The 20,193-nt window shown below is 60.0% G+C and carries 16 protein-coding genes; 14 read left to right on the top strand and 2 right to left on the bottom strand.

Translation table 11 applies throughout. The annotated features are described in order from the left end of the window. Positions 1–88: 88 nt before the first annotated feature. Positions 89–700 (bottom strand): glutathione S-transferase N-terminal domain-containing protein, encoded by a 612-nt coding sequence (locus CKW16_RS23925; RefSeq protein WP_095131198.1) that lies wholly within the window; start codon positions 698–700, stop codon positions 89–91. A gap of 77 nt (positions 701–777) precedes the next feature. Further along, positions 778–1,698, bottom strand: coding sequence for a MurR/RpiR family transcriptional regulator (locus CKW16_RS23920; protein WP_033057626.1), 921 nt, complete (start codon positions 1,696–1,698; stop codon positions 778–780). 311 nt (positions 1,699–2,009) lie between these two features. Between CKW16_RS23920 and iolC the strand changes: the two genes are divergently transcribed. From iolC to CKW16_RS23850, 14 genes are all read left to right on the top strand, one after another. After that, positions 2,010–3,947 carry a 5-dehydro-2-deoxygluconokinase gene (gene iolC, locus CKW16_RS23915; protein WP_095131196.1) on the top strand — a complete coding sequence of 646 codons (1,938 nt, stop codon included), beginning with the start codon at positions 2,010–2,012 and terminating at the stop codon, positions 3,945–3,947. 161 nt (positions 3,948–4,108) lie between these two features. Then, a complete protein-coding gene (iolE, locus tag CKW16_RS23910; protein ID WP_095131194.1) occupies positions 4,109–5,002 on the top strand; it encodes a myo-inosose-2 dehydratase in 894 nt (297 codons plus the stop codon). Continuing rightward, positions 4,999–5,808, top strand: a complete 810-nt coding sequence (iolB, locus tag CKW16_RS23905; protein ID WP_095131192.1) for a 5-deoxy-glucuronate isomerase — start codon at positions 4,999–5,001, stop codon at positions 5,806–5,808. The genes iolE and iolB overlap by 4 nt, the downstream gene beginning before the upstream one ends. Positions 5,809–5,852: 44 nt before the next feature. Further along, positions 5,853–7,355: a CoA-acylating methylmalonate-semialdehyde dehydrogenase gene (locus tag CKW16_RS23900; RefSeq protein ID WP_095131190.1), complete on the top strand. Its 1,503-nt coding sequence runs from the start codon at positions 5,853–5,855 to the stop codon at positions 7,353–7,355. 25 nt (positions 7,356–7,380) lie between these two features. Further along, on the top strand, positions 7,381–8,202 hold the full coding sequence (locus tag CKW16_RS23895; RefSeq protein ID WP_095131188.1) for a TIM barrel protein: 822 nt from the start codon (positions 7,381–7,383) through the stop codon (positions 8,200–8,202). Positions 8,203–8,374: 172 nt separating this feature from the next. Beyond that, complete coding sequence (gene iolD / locus CKW16_RS23890) at positions 8,375–10,306, top strand: 3D-(3,5/4)-trihydroxycyclohexane-1,2-dione acylhydrolase (decyclizing) (RefSeq protein ID WP_095131186.1); 1,932 nt, start codon at positions 8,375–8,377, stop codon at positions 10,304–10,306. 42 nt (positions 10,307–10,348) lie between these two features. Next, the gene (locus CKW16_RS23885) at positions 10,349–11,374 is read left to right on the top strand and encodes a Gfo/Idh/MocA family protein (RefSeq protein WP_095131184.1); all 1,026 of its coding nucleotides are present in this window, start codon (positions 10,349–10,351) and stop codon (positions 11,372–11,374) included. 143 nt (positions 11,375–11,517) lie between these two features. Further along, the gene (locus tag CKW16_RS23880) at positions 11,518–12,378 is read left to right on the top strand and encodes a sugar phosphate isomerase/epimerase family protein (protein ID WP_095131182.1); all 861 of its coding nucleotides are present in this window, start codon (positions 11,518–11,520) and stop codon (positions 12,376–12,378) included. 138 nt (positions 12,379–12,516) lie between these two features. Next, positions 12,517–13,569: a Gfo/Idh/MocA family protein gene (locus CKW16_RS23875; protein ID WP_095131180.1), complete on the top strand. Its 1,053-nt coding sequence runs from the start codon at positions 12,517–12,519 to the stop codon at positions 13,567–13,569. 156 nt (positions 13,570–13,725) lie between these two features. Then, positions 13,726–14,652 carry a sugar ABC transporter substrate-binding protein gene (locus CKW16_RS23870; RefSeq protein WP_095131178.1) on the top strand — a complete coding sequence of 309 codons (927 nt, stop codon included), beginning with the start codon at positions 13,726–13,728 and terminating at the stop codon, positions 14,650–14,652. 70 nt (positions 14,653–14,722) lie between these two features. Next, positions 14,723–16,288, top strand: a complete 1,566-nt coding sequence (locus CKW16_RS23865) for a sugar ABC transporter ATP-binding protein (RefSeq protein ID WP_095131176.1) — start codon at positions 14,723–14,725, stop codon at positions 16,286–16,288. Between the two features lie 57 nt (positions 16,289–16,345). Next, on the top strand, positions 16,346–17,368 hold the full coding sequence (locus CKW16_RS23860) for an ABC transporter permease (protein WP_095131174.1): 1,023 nt from the start codon (positions 16,346–16,348) through the stop codon (positions 17,366–17,368). Between the two features lie 327 nt (positions 17,369–17,695). Continuing rightward, positions 17,696–18,100 (top strand): TraR/DksA family transcriptional regulator, encoded by a 405-nt coding sequence (locus CKW16_RS23855; RefSeq protein WP_007907888.1) that lies wholly within the window; start codon positions 17,696–17,698, stop codon positions 18,098–18,100. Positions 18,101–18,280: 180 nt separating this feature from the next. Continuing rightward, positions 18,281–19,906, top strand: coding sequence for a methyl-accepting chemotaxis protein (locus tag CKW16_RS23850; protein ID WP_371918050.1), 1,626 nt, complete (start codon positions 18,281–18,283; stop codon positions 19,904–19,906). Positions 19,907–20,193: the final 287 nt, after the last annotated feature.

Here is a 20,193-nt window from a genome sequence, read left to right as displayed (position 1 = left end):
CCACAGTTGACGGTATTCTCCTGTGGGAGCGGCGGTGCGACGATTCGACTTGCTCGCGAAGGGGTCGGATAAGGCACAAAAAATCCATCTATTCGATCGGTGTACTGACAAACACCTCAAGCCCTTCGGCATACGCCGTAAACGCACTGATCTGTGGAAACCGATTCACATCCACCTGATCCGGCACCACCAGATTGGTGAAACTCCACGCCACCGCCAACGTAATCCCGTCTTGAGCAATCGTCCCGTCAGTCTTCAGCGGCTGCATTTCCAGCTCCCGCTCCAGCGCCGAATAGGCGGCCGCCAATTGTCCTTCGACCCGCTCCACCCACGGTTCAAATTGAATGTCCGCCGGCCGCAGGTTGCGTTCGTAGTAGAGCTGCACGGACTTTTCGCACGCCGCCAACGCCAGGCCGATCAGGCGCAACGAGCGCAGGCGTTGCGCGAGATCGCTGGGCATCAGGCTCTTGCCAGGACCGGCCATGGCTTCGAGGTAATCGAGGATCAACGTCGAGTCGATCAACACCTCGCCGTCGTCGAGCACCAGGGTGGGCGCCTTGACCACCGGGTTGATCTGCTGGAATTGCTCGAAATGCCGAAACACCGAAACCGACTGGTGTTCCAGTGGGATGCCAAGGCGTTTGGCAGAGATGGCGACGCGCCGCACATAGGGTGAATCCAGCATGCCGATCAGCTTCATTGAACCGCTCCTTCAGATGTCCATTTCGGGATGGACAACCTTAGTTTAGCTTCAGCGAGCTGCAAACGGCGTGGGCGCTAATCTTCGAAGCCGACCTGCTCGTGAATCTCATCGACCTTCAATTCCAGCCGATAGGCCACAGCGATAAACAGCGCCTGACACAGGCACAGCGTCGCACTCAACGAACGGAACGCAAACGAACTGCCTTCGTTGACCAGCAGCACGGTGTTGGCGCGCTTGGCCAGAGGCGAGAGGTTGCTGTCGGTGATGATCAGGGTTTTCGCCTGATGGTGTTGGGCGATGCGCAGGCAGTGCTGGGTTTCCTTGCCGTAGGGCGTGAAGCTGATAGCGATCACCAAGTCATTGGCGCGCACGCTGCGCATCTGCTCGCGGTAGCTGCCGCCGAGCCCCGAAACCAGATGGATGCGCTTGTTGGTGTGTTGCAGGTTGTAGACCAGGTAGTCGGCCACCGCGAACGAACGGCGCACCCCGACCACGTAGATGTTGTCGGCATTCACCACCAGGTCGACGGCCTTGTCGAAGGCTTGGTCATCGAGTTCCAGCCCCAGGCGTTCGATGCCCGACAGGGTCGCATTGATGCACTCGCGCGCCAGGTCGCCGCCGCTGGCCTTCTGCGACTTGTTGGCGATCATGCTGCGAATGCGCTGCTGGTAGTTCTGCACCGGCGTGGTCTTGTGGGTGTAGGCCTCGCGGAACAGCGCCTGCATTTCGCTGAAGCCGCTGAACCCGAAGCGCTGGGAAAACCGCACGATCGCCGACGGGTGCACTTCGCACTCGCGGGCGATGTCGCTGATGCGGTCGACCATGATCCGGTCGCTCTGCTGGCTCATGTAACTGGCGATGCGTTTGAGCTGGCGCGGCAGGCTTTCGTATTCGTTGGTGATCAGCTGCAGCAGACGCTCGGCATTGATCGGGGGGCTGGCGAGATCGCTGTCGGGCGTGCTCTCGGTCGTCGCCGGCTGATCGGTGCGGGTCATAAGGAATCCTTCTGGCTTGTTCTTATAGGGAGGACAGATGGCGTCATCCCCTGACAATAGGTTGGCTGTGCGCAGTCTACAGGGTAGGCCGGAATAAAATCTTGAGCTTGCGGGCAGTGTGAGGTGTGCTGAAACGATGCACTGCCACTGGAACGCCTGTACCAAAGCTTATTGGAAAAAATATTCCACGTAAAAAATATTTGGAATAATTATTGATTGTTCGGTCCCGGACGTTTTAGTCTGCATCCACCAAGAGTGTTCGGTGCGGCCACCGCCCCGAACGCAGGCTGATAAAAATAACAGGAGCCAGCATGGGCCAGACTCGTTTTGCCAGTGGGCGTCAATTGGATCTGATTTGCCTGGGGCGCCTGGGCGTCGATCTCTATGCGCAGCAAGTCGGGGCGCGGTTGGAAGATGTTTCAAGCTTCGCCAAATACCTCGGTGGATCGTCCGCCAACATCGCCTTCGGCACGGCGCGGCTGGGTCTGAAATCGGCGATGCTGAGCCGGGTAGGGGACGACCACATGGGCCGCTTCCTCGTTGAATCCCTGACCCGCGAAGGTTGCGATGTCAGCGGCATCAAGGTCGATCCGGAACGCCTGACCGCCATGGTCCTGCTGGGCCTCAAGGATCGTGAAACCTTTCCGTTGGTCTTCTACCGTGAAAATTGTGCCGACATGGCGCTGCGGGCTGAAGACATCAGTGAAGCCTTCATCGCTTCCAGCAAAGCCTTGCTGATCACCGGCACCCATTTCTCCACCGACGGCGTCTACAAGGCGAGCATCCAGGCGCTGGACTATGCCGAGAAGCACAACGTCAAACGGGTGCTGGATATCGACTATCGCCCGGTACTCTGGGGCCTGGCCGGCAAGGCCGACGGCGAAACCCGTTTCGTTGCCGACCAGAACGTCAGCCAGCACGTGCAGAAAATCCTCCCGCGTTTCGACCTGATCGTCGGCACGGAAGAAGAATTCCTGATTGCCGGCGGTTCCGAGGACTTGCTCACCGCGCTGCGTAATGTGCGGCGCCTGAGCGCGGCGACCCTGGTGGTCAAGCTCGGCCCGCAAGGCTGCACGGTGATTCACGGGGTGATCCCGGCACGTCTCGAGGACGGCGCCATTTACCCCGGCGTTCGGGTGGAAGTGTTGAATGTGCTGGGGGCCGGCGATGCGTTCATGTCCGGTTTCTTGAGCGGCTGGCTGGAGGATGCGAGCGACGAGCGCTGCTGCCAGTTGGCCAATGCCTGCGGCGGTCTGGTGGTGTCGCGCCATGCCTGCGCCCCGGCCATGCCGACCCGCGCCGAACTCGACTATCTGTTTAACAGCCCGGTGCCGATTACTCGGCCGGATCAGGACGCGGTGTTGCAGCGTCTGCATCAGGTCAGTGTGCCGCGCAAACAGTGGAAGCAACTGTTCATTTTTGCTTTCGACCATCGCGGGCAACTGGTGGAACTGGCGCACAAGGGCGGTCGCGACCTGAACGCCATCGGCGAACTCAAGCAACTGTTTATCAAAGCCGTGGAGAGGGTCGAAGCCGATTTGCGCAAGCAAGGCATCGACGCCGATGTCGGGCTGCTGGCCGATCAACGTTTTGGCCAGGACTCGCTGAACGCCGCCACCGGTCGCGGCTGGTGGGTGGCGCGTCCGGTGGAAGTGCAGGGTTCGCGGCCATTGGCCTTCGAACATGGGCGCTCCATCGGCAGCAACCTGATTGCCTGGCCGCAGGAACAGATCATCAAGTGCCTGGTGCAATTTCACCCCGACGACGAGCCGCTGCTGCGACTGGAACAGGAAGCACAGATCAAGGGTTTGTATCAGGCATCCCAGGTCAGCGGTCATGAACTGCTGCTGGAAATCATCCCGCCCAAGGATCATCCGTCGACCCATTCGGACGTGTTGTATCGAGCGCTGAAACGCCTCTACAACCTGGGCATTTACCCGGCGTGGTGGAAGATCGAAGCGCAGAGTGCCGAAGAGTGGAAGCAACTCGACGAGCTGATTCAGGAGCGTGATCCGTACTGCCGTGGCGTGGTGTTGCTGGGGCTGAATGCGCCAGCGGCGGCGTTGGCCGAAGGGTTTCAGCAGGCCAGCCAGAGCCAGACTTGCCGTGGGTTTGCAGTCGGCCGGACGATTTTCCAGGAACCGAGCCGCGCGTGGATGGCCGGTGAAATCGACGATGAAACGTTGATCCGCCAGGTGCAGGGGACGTTTGTCGAACTGATCGACGCCTGGCGCACGGCCCGGGCCTGAAGAAACACCGCAGTACCAATGTGGGAGCGGGCTTGCTCGCGAAAGCGGTGTGTCAGGCGACAAAAATGTTGAATGTGCCGGCCTCTTCGCGAGCAAGCCCGCTCCCACAGGGGTTCCGTGCCGGTCTTACTGATTTGTGTAAAACAATAAAAGGTGCAGCCATGCCCGCTATTCGAATTGGCATCAACCCGATCTCCTGGAGCAACGACGACCTGCCGTCCCTCGGTGGCGAGACGCCGCTGAGCACCGCCCTGAGTGAAGGCAAGGAAATCGGCTACGAAGGTTTCGAACTCAACGGCAAATTCCCCAAAGACGCCAAGGGTGTCGGCGATGTACTGCGCCCTTACGACCTGGCGCTGGTGTCCGGCTGGTATTCCAGTCGTCTGGCCCGCCGCTCGGTGGCCGAAGAAATCGACGCCATCGGCAGCCATGTCGAGCTGTTGGCGAAGAACGGCGCCAAGGTGCTGGTGTACGGTGAAGTCGCTGACTCCATTCAAGGTCAGCGCATCCCGCTGGTTGAACGCCCGCGTTTCCACACCGAACAAGCCTGGCAGGAATACGCCGACAAGCTCACCGAACTGGCGCGCTTCACCCTGTCCCAAGGCGTGCGCCTGGCCTACCACCATCACATGGGCGCCTACGTCGAATCCCCGGCAGACATCGACAAGTTGATGGCGTTGACCGGCAGTGAAGTCGGCCTGCTGTTCGATTCGGGCCATTGCTACATGGGTGGCGGCGAACCGTTGCAGGTGCTGCGCAAACACATCGAACGCATCTGCCACGTGCATTTCAAGGACGTGCGCAAACCGGTGGTGCAACTGGCGCGCAACAATCTGTGGAGCTTCCCGGACTGCATCATCAACGGCACGTTCACCGTGCCCGGCGATGGCGACATCGATTTCGGCGGCTTGCTCGACGTGCTGCTGGCGGCCGGTTACCACGGCTGGCTGGTGGTCGAAGCCGAACAGGATCCGGCGGTGGCGCCGAGTTATGTCTATGCCAAAAAAGGCTACGACACCTTGCGTGCGCTGCTCGACGAGAGGATTGCATTATGAGCCTGCTGGTCAAAAGCAACGCCCGTGGCCGGACCATGGTCGAGCTGGGTAAAGGTGAGCTGGAATACGTCGGCTTCGCTGCTTACCGCTTGAGCCTGGGCGAAACCCTGCCGGTGTCGGCCGGTGATAAAGAACTGTGCCTGGTGCTGCTCAGCGGTCGAGTCAGCATCAAGGGCGAAGCGCCGGGGCAGGGTGCGTTCGACTGGGACAACATTGGTGATCGTCAGTCGGTGTTCGAAGACAAATCACCCTTCGCCGCGTACTTGCCACCCGGCAGTCAGGCGCAAGTGGTCGCGCTCAGCGATGTGCAAATCGCTGTATGCGCCGCGCCCGGTTCGACCACCAACGGCCTCGGTCCACGGCTGATCAAACCCGACACCATGAAACGTAGCGTGCGCGGTAAAGGCGCCAACACCCGATACGTCTGCGACATTCTGCCGGACACCGAGCCGGCCCATTCGCTGCTGGTGGTGGAAGTGCGTACGCCGTCGGGTCACTCCTCGAGCTACCCGCCGCACAAGCACGACACCGACGACCTGCCGCACCAGAGCTTTCTCGAAGAAACCTATTACCACCAGATCAACCCGCCCCAGGGCTTCGTGTTCCAACGGGTCTACACCGACGATCGCAGCATCGATCAGGCCATGGCCGTGGAAAACAGCGACCTCGTGGTCGTGCCCAAGGGCTATCACCCGGTCAGCGTGCCGTACGGCTACGAGTCGTACTACCTGAACGTGATGGCCGGCCCGAAACGTGTCTGGCAGTTCCATAACGATCCGCAGCACAGCTGGCTGCTTGATCTCTGAACTAAAAAGCCTGAATTCCAACCTCTGCACGGAGAACACGATCAATGAGCAACGCCCCGATCATCGGCCATTACATCCACGGTCAAGTGCAAGACAGCAGCAGCGAACGGTTCAGCAATGTCTTCAACCCGGCCACCGGCAGCGTCCAGGCGCGAGTCGGGCTGGCCAGCCAGAAGACCGTAGACGAAGCCGTCGCCTCGGCCCTGAAAGCGTTTCCGGCCTGGTCCGAACAATCGTCCCTGCGCCGTTCGCGGGTGATGTTCAAGTTCAAGGAATTGCTCGACCAACATCACGATGAGCTGGCAGAAATCATCAGCCGCGAACACGGCAAGGTGTTTTCCGACGCCAAGGGCGAAGTCACCCGGGGCATTGAAATCGTCGAGTACGCCTGCGGTGCGCCGAACCTGCTGAAAACCGAGTTCAGCGACAACATCGGCGGCGGCATCGATAACTGGAACCTGCGTCAGCCGCTGGGCGTGTGCGCTGGCGTCACGCCGTTCAACTTCCCGGTGATGGTGCCGCTGTGGATGATCCCGCTGGCGCTGATCACCGGTAACTGCTTCATCCTCAAGCCGTCCGAGCGCGATCCGTCCGCCAGTTTGCTGATGGCCCGATTGTTGAGCGAAGCCGGTTTGCCGGACGGTGTGTTCAACGTGGTTCAGGGTGACAAGACCGCCGTCGACGCGTTGCTGCAACACCCGGACATCGAGGCGATTTCCTTTGTCGGCTCGACGCCGATTGCCGAGTACATCCACCAGCAAGCCACCTCCCGCGGCAAGCGTGTGCAGGCACTGGGCGGGGCGAAGAATCACATGATCGTCATGCCTGACGCGGATCTGGATCAAGCGGCCGATGCCTTGATTGGTGCCGCTTACGGCTCGGCTGGCGAGCGCTGCATGGCGATTTCGATTGCCGTAGTGGTGGGCGATGTCGGCGACCAACTGATTGCCAAACTGCTACCGCGTATCGATCAACTGAAAGTCGGCAACGGCCTGAAGGGCGACAGCGACATGGGGCCGTTGGTGACTGCCGAGCACAAGGCCAAAGTCGAAGGTTTCATCGATGAAGGCGTGGCCCAGGGCGCGCAGCTGATTGTCGATGGCCGCAACTTCAAGGTGCCGGGCGCCGAGAACGGCTTCTTCGTCGGCGCCACGCTGTTCGATAACGTCACGACCGAGATGAGCATCTACCAACAGGAAATTTTCGGCCCGGTGCTGGGCATCGTGCGGGTGCCGGACTTCGCCAGCGCCGTCGCGTTGATCAACGCCCATGAGTTCGGCAACGGCGTGTCCTGTTTCACCCGCGACGGCGGCATCGCCCGAGCCTTCGCCCGTACGATCAAGGTCGGCATGGTTGGCATCAACGTGCCGATTCCGGTGCCGATGGCCTGGCACTCTTTCGGCGGCTGGAAACGCTCGCTGTTCGGCGATCACCACGCTTACGGCGAAGAAGGCATCCGCTTCTACAGCCGCTACAAAAGCGTGATGCAGCGCTGGCCTGACAGCATTGCCAAAGGCCCTGAATTCAGCATGCCGACGGCCAACTAATTCACCTGTGCGGAGAACAACAATAATGAGCAAACCCCTGCGTTTCGCCCTGAACCGTATGGTCGCCCCACGTTTGTCCCTGCCGGCGTTCATCGAGTTGGCGGTGACCCTCAAGGCCGACGCCATCGAAATTCGCAACGACCTTAAAGGTATCGAGATCGAAGACGGCACCGCGCCCGAGCGCGTCCGGGAGTTGTGTGCCGCCAAAGGCATTGCCGTGCTGTCGATCAACGCGCTGTATCCGTTTGATGTGTGGAATGACGAGCGCCGTGCACAAGCCTTGAAGCTGGCCGCTTATGCACGTAATTGCGGCGCTCAAGGGTTGGTCATGTGCCCGCTCAACGACCGTGCCGACCCGCGTAACGAGGCCGCACGCGCTTCGGGTCTGCGCACGGCGTTGACTGAACTGGCGCCGATCCTGCGCGAACACGGCATTCTCGGTTTCATCGAACCGCTGGGTTTCGAAGAGTGCTCGCTGCGCCGTAAACGCACGGCAGTGGACGCGATCGCCGCCATCGGCGGGCTGGATGTATTCCGTCTGGTTCACGACACCTTTCACCATCACCTGGCCAGCGAGCATGAGTTCTTCCCCGAGCTGACCGGGCTGGTGCACATCTCCGGTGTCGAGGATGCCGAGGCACCGTTGGCGACCATTCGCGACGGCCACCGGGTGCTGGTGGGCGAGGGCGACATCCTCGGCAACGCGGCGCAGATCGACACCTTGCTCGGCAGCGGTTACAGCGGCTACCTGTCGTTCGAACCGTTTGCCGACAGCGTCCATGGCCTGGCGGATATCCAGCAGGCGATCGGCGCGAGCATGGAACACCTGCAAAAATCCCTGGCCTGACACTGTTATCAGGTTGATGGAGATCCAATGTGGGAGCGGGCTTGCTCGCGAAGACGGCGGCACATCCAATATTGATGTCGCCTGACACACAGCCTTCGCGAGCAAGCCCGCTCCCACAGTTGATCGCATTTCACAGCACACACCGGATTTAGCTTCAAAGGAAGGTGCAAGCATGACTACGACACGACTGACCATGGCCCAGGCCCTGGTGAAATTCCTCGATAACCAGTACATCGAGGTCGATGGGGTTCAAAGCAAATTCGTCGCCGGGATCTTTACCATTTTCGGTCACGGCAACGTGCTGGGCCTGGGCCAAGCCCTGGAGCAGGACAGCGGCGACCTGATCGTCCATCAGGGGCGCAACGAGCAAGGCATGGCCCACGCGGCCATCGGTTTCGCCAAGCAACACCTGCGGCGCAAGATCTACGCCTGCTCCTCATCAGTAGGCCCGGGCGCAGCGAACATGCTGACCGCTGCCGCGACGGCGACCGCCAACCGCATTCCCTTGCTGCTGTTGCCCGGCGATGTCTATGCCTGCCGCCAACCGGACCCGGTGCTGCAACAGATCGAGCAGTTCCACGACCTGAGCATCAGCACCAACGACGCATTCAAGGCCGTGAGCAAATACTGGGACCGCATCAACCGTCCCGAGCAACTCATGACGGCAGCGATCCACGCCATGCGTGTGCTCACCGACCCCGCCGAAACCGGCGCGGTGACCCTGGCCTTGCCACAAGATGTGCAAGCCGAGGCCTACGACTACCCCGATTACTTCCTGCAAAAACGCGTGCACCGCATCGAGCGTCGTCCGGCGACTGAAGCGATGCTGGGTGATGCGCTGGCGCTGTTCAAAGGCAAGCGCAAGCCGCTGATCATTTGCGGTGGCGGGGTCAGATACTCCGGCGCCAATTCCGTCTTGCAGGCGTTTGCGGAGCGCTTCGATATTCCCTTCGCCGAAACCCAGGCCGGCAAGAGTGCGGTGGTGTCCAGTCATCCGCTGAACGTTGGCGGCATTGGCGAAACCGGTTGCCTGGCCGCGAACCTGTTGGCCAGGGATGCGGATCTGATCATCGGTGTCGGCACCCGCTACAGCGATTTCACCACCGCGTCGAAATCCCTGTTCCAGCATCCGGATGTGCAATTTCTCAACCTGAACATCAGCCCCTGCGATGCCTTGAAACTCGACGGCGTGCAACTGTTGGCGGACGCCAAAGTCGGCTTGCAAGCCTTGGCTGAAGCCTTGGGCGATTACCGTTCGGCATGGGGCGATCAACCGCGTCAGGCCAAGGCGCAACTGGACGAGGAAGTCGACCGTATCTATCAGGTCGAATACCAGAGCAAAGACTTCATCCCGGAAATCAACGACCACATGGACCCGGCGGTGCTGCGCGAATTCATCGAGCTGACCGGTTCCTGCCTGACCCAGAGCCGCGTGCTCGGCGTGCTCAATGAAACCCTCGCCGATGATGCCGTGATCGTCGCCGCCGCCGGCAGCCTGCCCGGTGACTTGCAGCGCAGCTGGCGCAGCAAGGGGGTGAACACCTATCACGTCGAGTACGGTTATTCCTGCATGGGTTATGAGGTCAACGCCGCGCTGGGCGTGAAACTCGCCGAGCCGGATCGAGAGGTCTACGCGCTGGTTGGCGACGGCTCTTACATGATGCTGCATTCCGAGCTGGCGACCTCGATTCAGGAGCGGCGCAAGATCAACGTGGTGTTGCTCGACAACATGACCTTCGGTTGCATCAACAACCTGCAGATGGAACACGGCATGGACAGCTTCGGCACCGAGTTCCGGTTCCGCAACCCGGAAACCGGCAAGCTCGACGGCGGTTTTGTGCCGGTGGATTTCGCTATGAGCGCGGCGGCTTATGGCTGCAAGACCTACAAGGTGAACACGGTTGAAGAACTGCAAGCGGCATTGGCCGATGCGCGATTGCAGACGGTGTCGACGCTGATCGACATCAAGGTTCTGCCCAAAACCATGATTCACAAATACCTGTCGTGGTGGCGGGTCGGCGTGGCGCAAGTCTCCACCAGCGCCCGCACCGATGCAGTGGCCAAGACCCTGAATGAACGACTGGCCAAGGCCCGTCAGTACTGATTGCCCCTGAAACCAACAACAAATTTTCACAGGAGAATCTTCATGTCATTGCTCTCTAATTCACTGCGGATCGGCGTCATCGGCACCGGGGCCATCGGCCAGGATCACATCCGTCGTTGCAGTCAGACCTTGCTCAATAGCCAGGTAGTAGCTGTAACCGACATCAACTTGCAGCAAGCCGCGAAGGTCGTTTCAGACCTGAAACTAACCGCCGAGGTCTATCCCGACGGCCACGCGCTGATCAAGGCGCCAGAAGTCGAAGCGATCCTCGTCACCTCCTGGGGCCCGAGCCACGAAGAGTTCGTGCTGGCGGCGATTGCGGCGGGTAAGCCGGTGTTCTGCGAGAAGCCGCTGGCGGTCACCGCTGAAGGCTGCCGCAAGATTGTCGAGGCCGAAGTGGCCCACGGCAAACGCTTGGTCCAGGTCGGTTTCATGCGCCCTTATGACGAAGGTTATCGGGCACTGAAAGCCGTGATCGACAGCGGTCAGATTGGTGAGCCATTGATGCTGCACTGCGCGCACCGCAACCCGACAGTGGGTGAAAACTACAAGACCGACATGGCGATCACCGACACGCTGATCCATGAGCTGGATGTGTTGCGCTGGTTGCTCGATGACGATTACGTGTCGGTGCAAGTGGTGTTCCCGCGCAAGAGCAGCAAGGCCCTCGCGCATTTGAAAGACCCACAGATCGTGCTGCTGGAAACCGCCAAGGGCACGCGCATCGACGTGGAAGTGTTCGTTAATTGCCAATACGGCTACGACATCCAGTGCGAAGTGGTGGGGGAGACCGGCATCGCCAAACTGCCCGAGCCGTCGCAGGTTCAGATGCGCAGCGGGGCGAAGTTGTCCAACGCGATTCTGATGGACTGGAAGGATCGGTTTATTGCGGCGTACGACGTCGAGTTGCAGGCGTTCATCGATGGTGTGCGCGCTGGCCAAGTTGGCGGCCCATCGGCATGGGATGGCTTCGCCGCTGCCGTCGCAGCAGACGCGTGCATCGAAGCACAGAACAGCGGGGCAATCGTCAAAGTTGCTCTCCCTGACCGCCCACACTTCTACGGCTAACCCCCGTAATGATCGTTCCCACGCTCCGCGTGGGAATGCAGCCCGGGACGCTCCGCGTCCCAAAAGCGGACGCAGAGCGTCCATTGATGCATTACCACGCAGAGCGTGGGAACGATCAGCGTCGGGTGAAGGAGAACAAGAACATGCGCATCGCACTAGATCCCTACATGTACCGCACCCTGTCCCTGGGCAAGATGGTCGATAAGGTCGCCGAACTCGGTTACGAACACATCGAACTCTCGCCCCGGGAAGATTTCCTGCCGTTCTACAAAGCTCCGCGGGTCGACAAGGCGCGGATCAAGGAGTTTCGCAAAGCCCTGAGCGATACCGGGGTCAAGCTCTCTTCCTTGTTACCGATGTACCACTGGGCCGCTGCCGACGAAGGCCTGCGTGTTGCCGCCGTACGCAACTGGAAGCGTGCGATCCAGATTGCCGTAGAGATGAATTGCGAGCTGGTCAACACCGAGTTCACCGGCCAGTCAGATAACCCGTTGGTGTGCGAGAACCAGTTCATGCGCTCCATGGACGAGCTGATCCCGGAGTTCGAGCGCGAAGGTATCAAGCTGGATATCCAGGCGCACCCTTACGACTTTTGTGAACGCAACAACGAATCGGTGGACATCATTCGCGGTCTGGATCGCGAGTGGATCAACTACCTTTACGCGGCCCCGCACACCTTCTTCTATGACGACGGCAAAGGCGATATCGCCTCGATGCTCAAGTATGCCGGGTCGAAGCTGAGCCACCTGATCATCGCCGACACCTACAACCACAAGGCTTCTTCCGGCTTGCGCTACATCGTCAACCCGCCGGGTGTCGTTGCCACCGTGCACCAGCATCTGGACATCGGTCAGGGCGAAGTCGATTGGGATGCGTTTTTCGGCACCCTGCGCGAGATTCAGTTCGACGGCATCGCCACAGTCTCGGTGTTTGCCTGGGAAGACCGGCCGGATGAGTCCAACCGGATGATGCTTGAACGCGTCAAAAGCGAACTGTACCGCTAATTTGTGTACACCGATCGTTCCCACGCTCTGCGTGGGAATGCATCCCGTGACGCTCCGCGTCACATAACGGCGGACGCAGAGCGTCCATGGCGGCATTCCCACGCAGAGCGTGGGAACGATCATTAGAGGAGTTGATTCATGCGTATCGGACTTGTCGGTTACGGCCATGGTGGCCGGTTTTTCCATGCTCCGCTGATCAGCAGTTTGCCGGCGGCGAAGTTCGTCGGTGTGGTCACCCGTTCACCGGAACGCCGACAGTTGCTGGCGGCCGAGCACCCTGGGGTGCCAGCGTTCGACAGCATCGGCCAACTGGTGGAGGCCGGGATCGATGTGCTGGTGGTGTCCACGCCGCTCAAGGGCCGTCCGGCGCTGGTGCTCGATGGCATCGAACACGGGGTGGCGGTGGTCAGCGACAAACCGTTCGCCGCTGACGCGCAGCAAGCCCAAACCCTGATCACCATGGCCGAGCGCCAGGGCGTGCAGCTCAGCGTCTACCAGAACCGTCGCTGGGATTCGGATTTCCTGACCGTGCGCAAACTCATCGAGTCCGGTGCGCTGGGCCAGGTCACCCGTTTTGAATCGCGGATCGAGCGCTATTCGCCACAGGCGGTGAACAACGGCAGTGGCGGCGGATTCTTGCGGGATCTGGGCAGTCATCTGGTGGATCAGGCGTTGTTGCTGTTCGGTCCGGTGACACGGGTCTACGCCGAACTGGATTACCTGGAAAAAGGCCAGGTCTTCGATAACGGCTTCTTTATGTCCCTGACCCACGCTAGCGGTGTGACCTCACACCTGGGTGGCAGTTGCCTGCAAAACACCCCCGGCCCGCGCTTTCGGGTGACCGGCACCCAAGGTTGCTACAGCGTCGATGGCCTGGACGGGCAAGAAGCATCGGCACTCGCCGGGCTCTCGCCAAAATCCGAAGGTGAACGCTGGGGCGTTGAAGAGCATCGCCGCTGGGGCTGGTTCGAACAGGGCGAAGTGCGCGAACGGGTTCCCTCCGAGCGCGGTTGCTGGAATCAGTTCTATTTACAGCTACAAACCGCGTTGCAGAGCGGTGGCCCACTGCCTGTGGATGCCCGTGATGCACTGGCGACCACCCGCGTGCTAGACGCTGCGCGACTGAGCGCCGAGCGGCATCAAGTGGTGGAATTGAGCCCGTTCAAGAGCCATGGAATAAAATCAGAATAAAATTCTAAAATGAGTTGATATAGAAATTATTTTCTAATAAAGTCATTTTCAGCGACCTGCCTCGCTACCTGTTTCAACCCTTTTCCCGCTTGCCTGCTTACTGAAATCGTCACGCCTCATCCATAAAACCAACAAGAATGTGGAGAAAGACTTTTCATGAAGACCAAGATCCGCTTCGCCTCACTTGCCTTGTCCCTGATGTTCGCCAGTGGTGCGGCGCTCGCCGATATGAAGATCGGCGTCAGCATGTCCCAATTCGATGACACCTGGCTGACCTACCTGCGCGAATCCATGGACAAGAAAGCCAAGTCCTATCCCGAGGGCGTGCAGCTGCAATTCGAAGACGCCCGCAGCGACGTGGTCAAGCAGTTGAGCCAGGTCGAAAGCTTCATCAGCCAGAAGGTCGATGCCATCGTGGTCAACCCGGTGGATACCGCCGCCACCAAGAAAATCACTGAAGCCGCCGTCAAGGCCGGCATCCCGCTGGTCTACGTCAACCGTCGCCCCGATGACCTGAAGCTGCCCAAAGGCGTGGTCACTGTCGCCTCCAACGATCTGGAGGCCGGTGAAATGCAGATGCAGTACCTGGCCGACAAAATGGGTGGCAAGGGCGACATCGTGATTCTGCTGGGCGACCTCGCGAACAACTCCACCACCAACCGCACCAAGGGCGTCAAAGACGTTCTGGCCAAATACCCGAACATCAAGATCGAGCAAGAGCAGACCGGCATCTGGTTGCGGGACAAGGGTATGACCCTGGTCAACGACTGGCTGACCCAGGGCCGCAAGTTCGACGCGATCGTGTCCAACAACGACGAGATGGCGATTGGCGCGGCCATGGCCCTGCAACAGGCCGGCGTCGAAAAGGGTAGCGTGCTGATCGCCGGTGTCGACGGTACGCCCGATGGTTTGAACGCGGTGAAGAAGGGTTCCCTGGCCGTCTCGGTGTTCCAGGACGCCAAGGGTCAGGCGGACGGTTCGATCGACACCGCCGTGAAAATGGCCAAGAACGAGCCGGTTGAACAGGCCGTGTGGGTGCCATACCGTTTGATCACCCCGCAAAACGTCGACACGTTCAAATAGCCCGTCCGTTCAATAACAACAATAAATACGCAAGGTTGCGACCGCGACCTTGCTGATGGAGTACCTGATCATGTTCGCTTCAGCGACTGCTTCGAGCACCCCGTTGGTGGGTATCCAGCCAGCTGCAACACCTGTCGATGAGCCGTACCTGCTGGAGATCATCAACGTCAGCAAGGGATTTCCCGGTGTGGTGGCCTTGTCCGATGTGCAGCTTCGGGTACGCCCCGGTTCCGTGCTGGCCTTGATGGGCGAAAACGGCGCCGGCAAATCCACCCTGATGAAAATCATTGCCGGCATCTACCAGCCGGACGCCGGTGAATTGCGCCTGAGGGGCAAACCGGTGGTTTTCGAAACGCCATTGGCTGCGCTTCAGGCCGGAATCGCGATGATTCACCAGGAACTCAACCTGATGCCGCACATGAGCATCGCCGAGAACATCTGGATCGGCCGTGAGCAGCTCAACGGTTTCCATATGATCGACCACCGCGAGATGCACCGCTGCACGGCGAAACTGCTGGAACGCCTGCGGATCAACCTCGATCCAGAAGAACTGGTCGGCAACCTGAGCATCGCTGAACGGCAGATGGTCGAGATCGCCAAAGCGGTGTCCTACGATTCCGACATCCTGATCATGGATGAACCGACCTCGGCCATCACCGACAAGGAAGTTGCGCATCTGTTCTCGATCATTGCCGACCTCAAGAGTCAGGGCAAAGGCATCATCTACATCACCCACAAAATGAACGAAGTGTTCAGCATCGCCGATGAAGTGGCGGTATTCCGTGACGGCGCCTACATCGGCTTGCAGCGGGCTGACAGCATGGACGGCGACAGCCTGATATCGATGATGGTCGGCCGCGAACTGAGCCAGTTGTTCCCGGTGCGTGAACAGCCGATCGGCGATCTGCTGCTGTCGGTGCGCGACCTAAAACTGGACGGCATTTTCAAGGATGTTTCCTTCGACCTGCACGCCGGCGAGATCCTCGGCATTGCCGGGTTGATGGGCTCGGGACGGACCAACGTCGCCGAAGCGATTTTCGGCATTACCCCGAGCGACGGTGGCGAGATTCGTCTCGACGGCGAAGTGGTGCGCATCAGCGATCCGCACATGGCGATCGAGAAGGGCTTCGCGTTACTGACCGAAGATCGCAAGCTCAGCGGCCTGTTCCCGTGCCTGTCAGTGCTGGAGAACATGGAAATGGCGGTGTTGCCGCATTACGCCGGCCACGGTTTCATCCAGCAAAAAGCCCTGCGCGCCCTGTGCGAAGACATGTGCAAGAAGCTGCGGGTCAAAACCCCGTCGCTGGAGCAGTGCATCGACACCTTGTCCGGCGGTAATCAGCAGAAGGCATTGTTGGCACGCTGGCTGATGACCAATCCACGGATCCTGATTCTCGACGAGCCGACCCGCGGTATCGACGTCGGCGCCAAGGCCGAGATCTATCGGCTCATTTCCTACCTCGCCAGCGAAGGCATGGCGGTGATCATGATTTCCTCGGAGCTGCCGGAAGTGCTCGGCATGAGCGACCGGGTGATGGTCATGCACGAGGGCGACCTGATGGGCACCCTTGACCGCAGCGAAGCGACCCAGGAACGAGTGATGCAATTGGCCTCGGGCATGTCCGCGGTTCACTAATGGATGCTGGCGCTGGTTGTGGCCAGCGTCGGCGACGCGATAGAAGGGTGAGTGTTTATGAACGCGATACTGGAAAACAAGCCAGCAACGGCACCGGTCAAGAGTCGCCGGCGCTTTCCGACCGAGTTGAGTATTTTCCTGGTGCTGATTGGCATCGGCCTGGTCTTTGAAGTGTTTGGCTGGATCGTGCGCGACCAGAGCTTCCTGATGAACTCCCAGCGTCTGGTGCTGATGATTCTGCAGGTGTCGATTATCGGTCTGCTGGCGATCGGCGTGACCCAGGTCATCATCACCACCGGTATCGACCTGTCCTCCGGCTCGGTGCTCGCGCTGTCGGCGATGATCGCTGCCAGTCTGGCGCAGACGTCGGACTTCACCCGGGCGGTGTTCCCGTCGCTGACTGACTTGCCAGTGTGGATCCCGGTGATTGCCGGGCTCGGGGTGGGACTGCTGGCGGGGGCGATCAACGGCAGCATCATTGCCATTACCGGTATCCCGCCGTTCATTGCCACCCTCGGCATGATGGTTTCGGCTCGTGGCCTTGCGCGTTACTACACCGAAGGCCAACCGGTGAGCATGCTCTCGGATTCCTACACGGCGATCGGACACGGCGCGATGCCGGTGATCATTTTCCTGGTGGTCGCGGTGATCTTTCACATCGCCCTGCGTTACACCAAGTACGGCAAATACACCTACGCCATCGGCGGCAACATGCAGGCGGCGCGTACCTCGGGGATCAACGTCAAGCGGCATCTGGTGATCGTCTACAGCATCGCCGGGTTGCTGGCAGGCCTGGCGGGTGTGGTGGCGTCGGCACGGGCCGCGACCGGGCAGGCCGGGATGGGCATGTCTTATGAGCTGGACGCGATTGCCGCGGCCGTGATCGGCGGTACCAGCCTGGCCGGCGGAGTAGGGCGCATCACCGGCACGGTCATCGGCGCACTGATCCTCGGGGTCATGGCCAGCGGTTTCACCTTCGTCGGCGTTGATGCCTACATTCAGGACATCATCAAAGGCCTGATCATCGTGGTCGCAGTGGTCATCGATCAGTACCGCAACAAGCGCAAACTCAAGCGCTGAGCCTCAGATAAAGCAGCAATGCGCCACGCCTGACCCGCGTGGCGCAGCCGTTTGTCTTCTATATACAGCCGCTCGATTGAATTTCTTGCTATAAACGCACTCCGATAACCGCCGAAAAGACTGCCATAGAGCACTTTCAGGGCTTTGTCGGACAAATTCGCTGTCTTTTCAGTTGCTGAGGCCTCAAGTCGGCCTTAGACTGCCGCCCCTCGTAAATTGAGTGCCGGGTGGCGCTTGGAATTACACGGCGCCGTTCCGATGGCCGACCCAGGTCAGCCGGAACGCTCCCTAATTCGCCTTAATGCACGTTTTTTTATAGAGATATCAATGACAAAGGACAAGTTGCTGGCCATGCCGGCGGATGACTACATGAATGCCGAGCAACATGCTTTTTTCTCTGAGCTGTTGCAGAACATGAAAGTCGAAACCCATGAGCGCATCGAACAGAACCGCATCGCCATCGAAAGCCTGGACACCCCGGCCGATCCGGCCGACGCAGCTTCTGTTGAAGAAGAACGCACCTGGCTGGTGAACGCGATCGATCGCGACCAACGCATGCTGCCTCAGTTGGAACAGGCTCTGGAACGCATCAAGGAAGACAGCTTTGGCTGGTGCGACGACAGCGGCGAGGCCATTGGCCTGAAGCGCCTGCTGATCAGCCCGACCACCAAGTACTGCATCGAAGCTCAAGAGCGTCACGAACAGATCGACAAGCACCAGCGTCAGGCCTGATTTCGTAACGCCCCGCATCGCGGGCAAGCCTCACTCCTGTCAGGAGCAAGGCTTGCCCGCGATGCTTTTTTTCGTCTGCGAAAAACCCGCGCACTTCTATTGATCTGCTGCAATGCCCACTACTAATGGACCATAGATAATGGCCTTGTAGTGGCGTTTAATGCCGATACAACAATTAGAATGGCTCGGGGGATGACGAAGATGACGCGTGACGGATCTGTGGTTGCAGCAGTGTCTGCACCCGTACTTTTGCCGAAAAACCTTTGGCTGACGCCGACTCTGCAAAGCATCGCCCTGATGCTCTTGTTGTGCGGTATGACGCTGGGCGGCTGGTCGCTTTACCTTGGCTTGCCATTGGCGGTGCTGGTGATCTGGCTACCTCGCTTGCGCACGCGCGCCATCCCTGAGGCAACCCCCGTCGACAGCGCCAGCGCGATTGCCGAGTTGACTCGCGATCTTTCCTACACCACCAGTCATAACGCGTTGTCTGCCGCCGGTGTGGCCTTTTCGGTCAAGCAACTGGCCGGCAAACTGCAATCGCAGCTCGGTGCCGCGGCGCAGATTGTCAGCAACGCCGAAGTGATGATCGCGACCGAACAAGCCACCTCGACACTCAGCCGGGAAGCGCTCAGTGCGGCCAGCGAGGCGCATCGGAGCAGCGCGGCAGGACGTACGGAGCTGATCGAGTCCATCGCCCGCATGCATCAACTCAGTCAACGCGCCAGTAACAGCCGTGAACTGATCGAAGCCCTGAGCCTGCGCAGTGATGATATCCAGCGGGTCACGCTGGTGATCCAATCCATCGCCAGCCAGACCAATCTGCTGGCATTGAACGCGGCGATCGAGGCGGCGCGGGCCGGCGAGCATGGTCGCGGATTTGCGGTGGTGGCCGATGAGGTTCGCGGTCTGGCCGCGCGCACGGCGACGGCCACTGGCGAAGTCGGGGAAATGGTCGCTGATATTCAGCAACGCACCGCGCAAGTGGTGGAGCAGATCCGTCAACTGTCCAGCGATCTCGACACCGGTGTCGAGCAGGTCGAGCACACCGGTCAGCACCTGGAGAACATTGCGCGTCTGGCTGCCGGCGTCGAAAGCCAGGTCGGGGAAATCGCCAGTGGCGCCGACACCAACCGCGAACAACTCGACAGCCTGTTTCACGCCATCGAACAGATGCGCAGCGACTTGGCGATCAGTGATCAACAGACCCAGCGCCTGGCCCAGGCCGCGGTGCAAATGGAAGGTCAGGCCGAAACCATCAGCGAACGCCTCGCCGAAGTCGGGCTGGATGACTACCACCAACGGATTTATGACCTGGCCCGCGAAGGCGCGAGTCAGATCGCGGCGCGCTTTGAAGCGGATATCGATGAGGGCCGAGTCAGCCTCGATGACCTGTTTGACCGCAATTACCAAACCATTCCCAACACCAGCCCGGCCAAATACCAGACCCGCTTCGATCGCTACGCCGATCAGGTCTTGCCGGCGATCCAGGAACCCTTGCTGCCGCGTCATGAAGGCCTGGTGTTCGCCATCGCCTGTACGCAGCAGGGCTATGTGCCGACCCACAACAAGGTCTTCAGCCAACCACTGACCGGTGATGCGCAGGTCGATACCTTGCAGAACCGCACCAAACGCAAGTTCGCCGACCGCACCGGGATCCGCTGCGGCAGCCATCAGCAGGCCGTACTGCTGCAAACCTACACCCGCGACACCGGTGAGCTTATGCACGACCTCTCGGTGCCCATCATGCTCAAGGGCCGGCATTGGGGTGGTTTGCGATTGGGTTACAAGCCGGAAAGCCCTCGTTGATAGACCGTGATGCTGTTCACTTAGGGTTGTTGGGGTACATATCCGTTTCTGCGGTGATGGCTGATTACGGTTTCGCTTTTACAGCGAGTCACTTGGAATAGCCCCAAGTAACCAAGGGCTCTTGCCCCGCCATTCGGTGCCTCGCTGTGGCTCGGCATGCCCTCACTCCGGCATTGCTCCGGGGGCCCGCCGCCATCGGCCATCCATGGCCGGGGGCGGCTACCGCGGCATCCTTGCCGCGGTGCCCCCTGCGCAACGCCTGCGTTCGGCCTCTGGGAAAGGGGCAG

The organism is Pseudomonas sp. Irchel s3h14, assembly GCF_900187425.1.
GTDB lineage: Bacteria > Pseudomonadota > Gammaproteobacteria > Pseudomonadales > Pseudomonadaceae > Aquipseudomonas.
This window is presented reverse-complemented; position numbering and strand designations above follow the sequence as displayed.

Excerpts from the sequence above, each read along its gene's own strand:
- CKW16_RS23925 (WP_095131198.1), bottom strand. The coding sequence starts at position 700 with ATGAAGCTGATCGGCATGCTGGATTCACCCTATGTGCGGCGCGTCGCC.
- CKW16_RS23920 (WP_033057626.1), bottom strand. The coding sequence starts at position 1,698 with ATGACCCGCACCGATCAGCCGGCGACGACCGAGAGCACGCCCGACAGC.
- iolC (WP_095131196.1), top strand. The coding sequence starts at position 2,010 with ATGGGCCAGACTCGTTTTGCCAGTGGGCGTCAATTGGATCTGATTTGC.
- iolE (WP_095131194.1), top strand. The coding sequence starts at position 4,109 with ATGCCCGCTATTCGAATTGGCATCAACCCGATCTCCTGGAGCAACGAC.
- iolB (WP_095131192.1), top strand. The coding sequence starts at position 4,999 with ATGAGCCTGCTGGTCAAAAGCAACGCCCGTGGCCGGACCATGGTCGAG.
- CKW16_RS23900 (WP_095131190.1), top strand. The coding sequence starts at position 5,853 with ATGAGCAACGCCCCGATCATCGGCCATTACATCCACGGTCAAGTGCAA.
- CKW16_RS23895 (WP_095131188.1), top strand. The coding sequence starts at position 7,381 with ATGAGCAAACCCCTGCGTTTCGCCCTGAACCGTATGGTCGCCCCACGT.
- iolD (WP_095131186.1), top strand. The coding sequence starts at position 8,375 with ATGACTACGACACGACTGACCATGGCCCAGGCCCTGGTGAAATTCCTC.
- CKW16_RS23885 (WP_095131184.1), top strand. The coding sequence starts at position 10,349 with ATGTCATTGCTCTCTAATTCACTGCGGATCGGCGTCATCGGCACCGGG.
- CKW16_RS23880 (WP_095131182.1), top strand. The coding sequence starts at position 11,518 with ATGCGCATCGCACTAGATCCCTACATGTACCGCACCCTGTCCCTGGGC.
- CKW16_RS23875 (WP_095131180.1), top strand. The coding sequence starts at position 12,517 with ATGCGTATCGGACTTGTCGGTTACGGCCATGGTGGCCGGTTTTTCCAT.
- CKW16_RS23870 (WP_095131178.1), top strand. The coding sequence starts at position 13,726 with ATGAAGACCAAGATCCGCTTCGCCTCACTTGCCTTGTCCCTGATGTTC.
- CKW16_RS23865 (WP_095131176.1), top strand. The coding sequence starts at position 14,723 with ATGTTCGCTTCAGCGACTGCTTCGAGCACCCCGTTGGTGGGTATCCAG.
- CKW16_RS23860 (WP_095131174.1), top strand. The coding sequence starts at position 16,346 with ATGAACGCGATACTGGAAAACAAGCCAGCAACGGCACCGGTCAAGAGT.
- CKW16_RS23855 (WP_007907888.1), top strand. The coding sequence starts at position 17,696 with ATGACAAAGGACAAGTTGCTGGCCATGCCGGCGGATGACTACATGAAT.
- CKW16_RS23850 (WP_371918050.1), top strand. The coding sequence starts at position 18,281 with ATGGCTCGGGGGATGACGAAGATGACGCGTGACGGATCTGTGGTTGCA.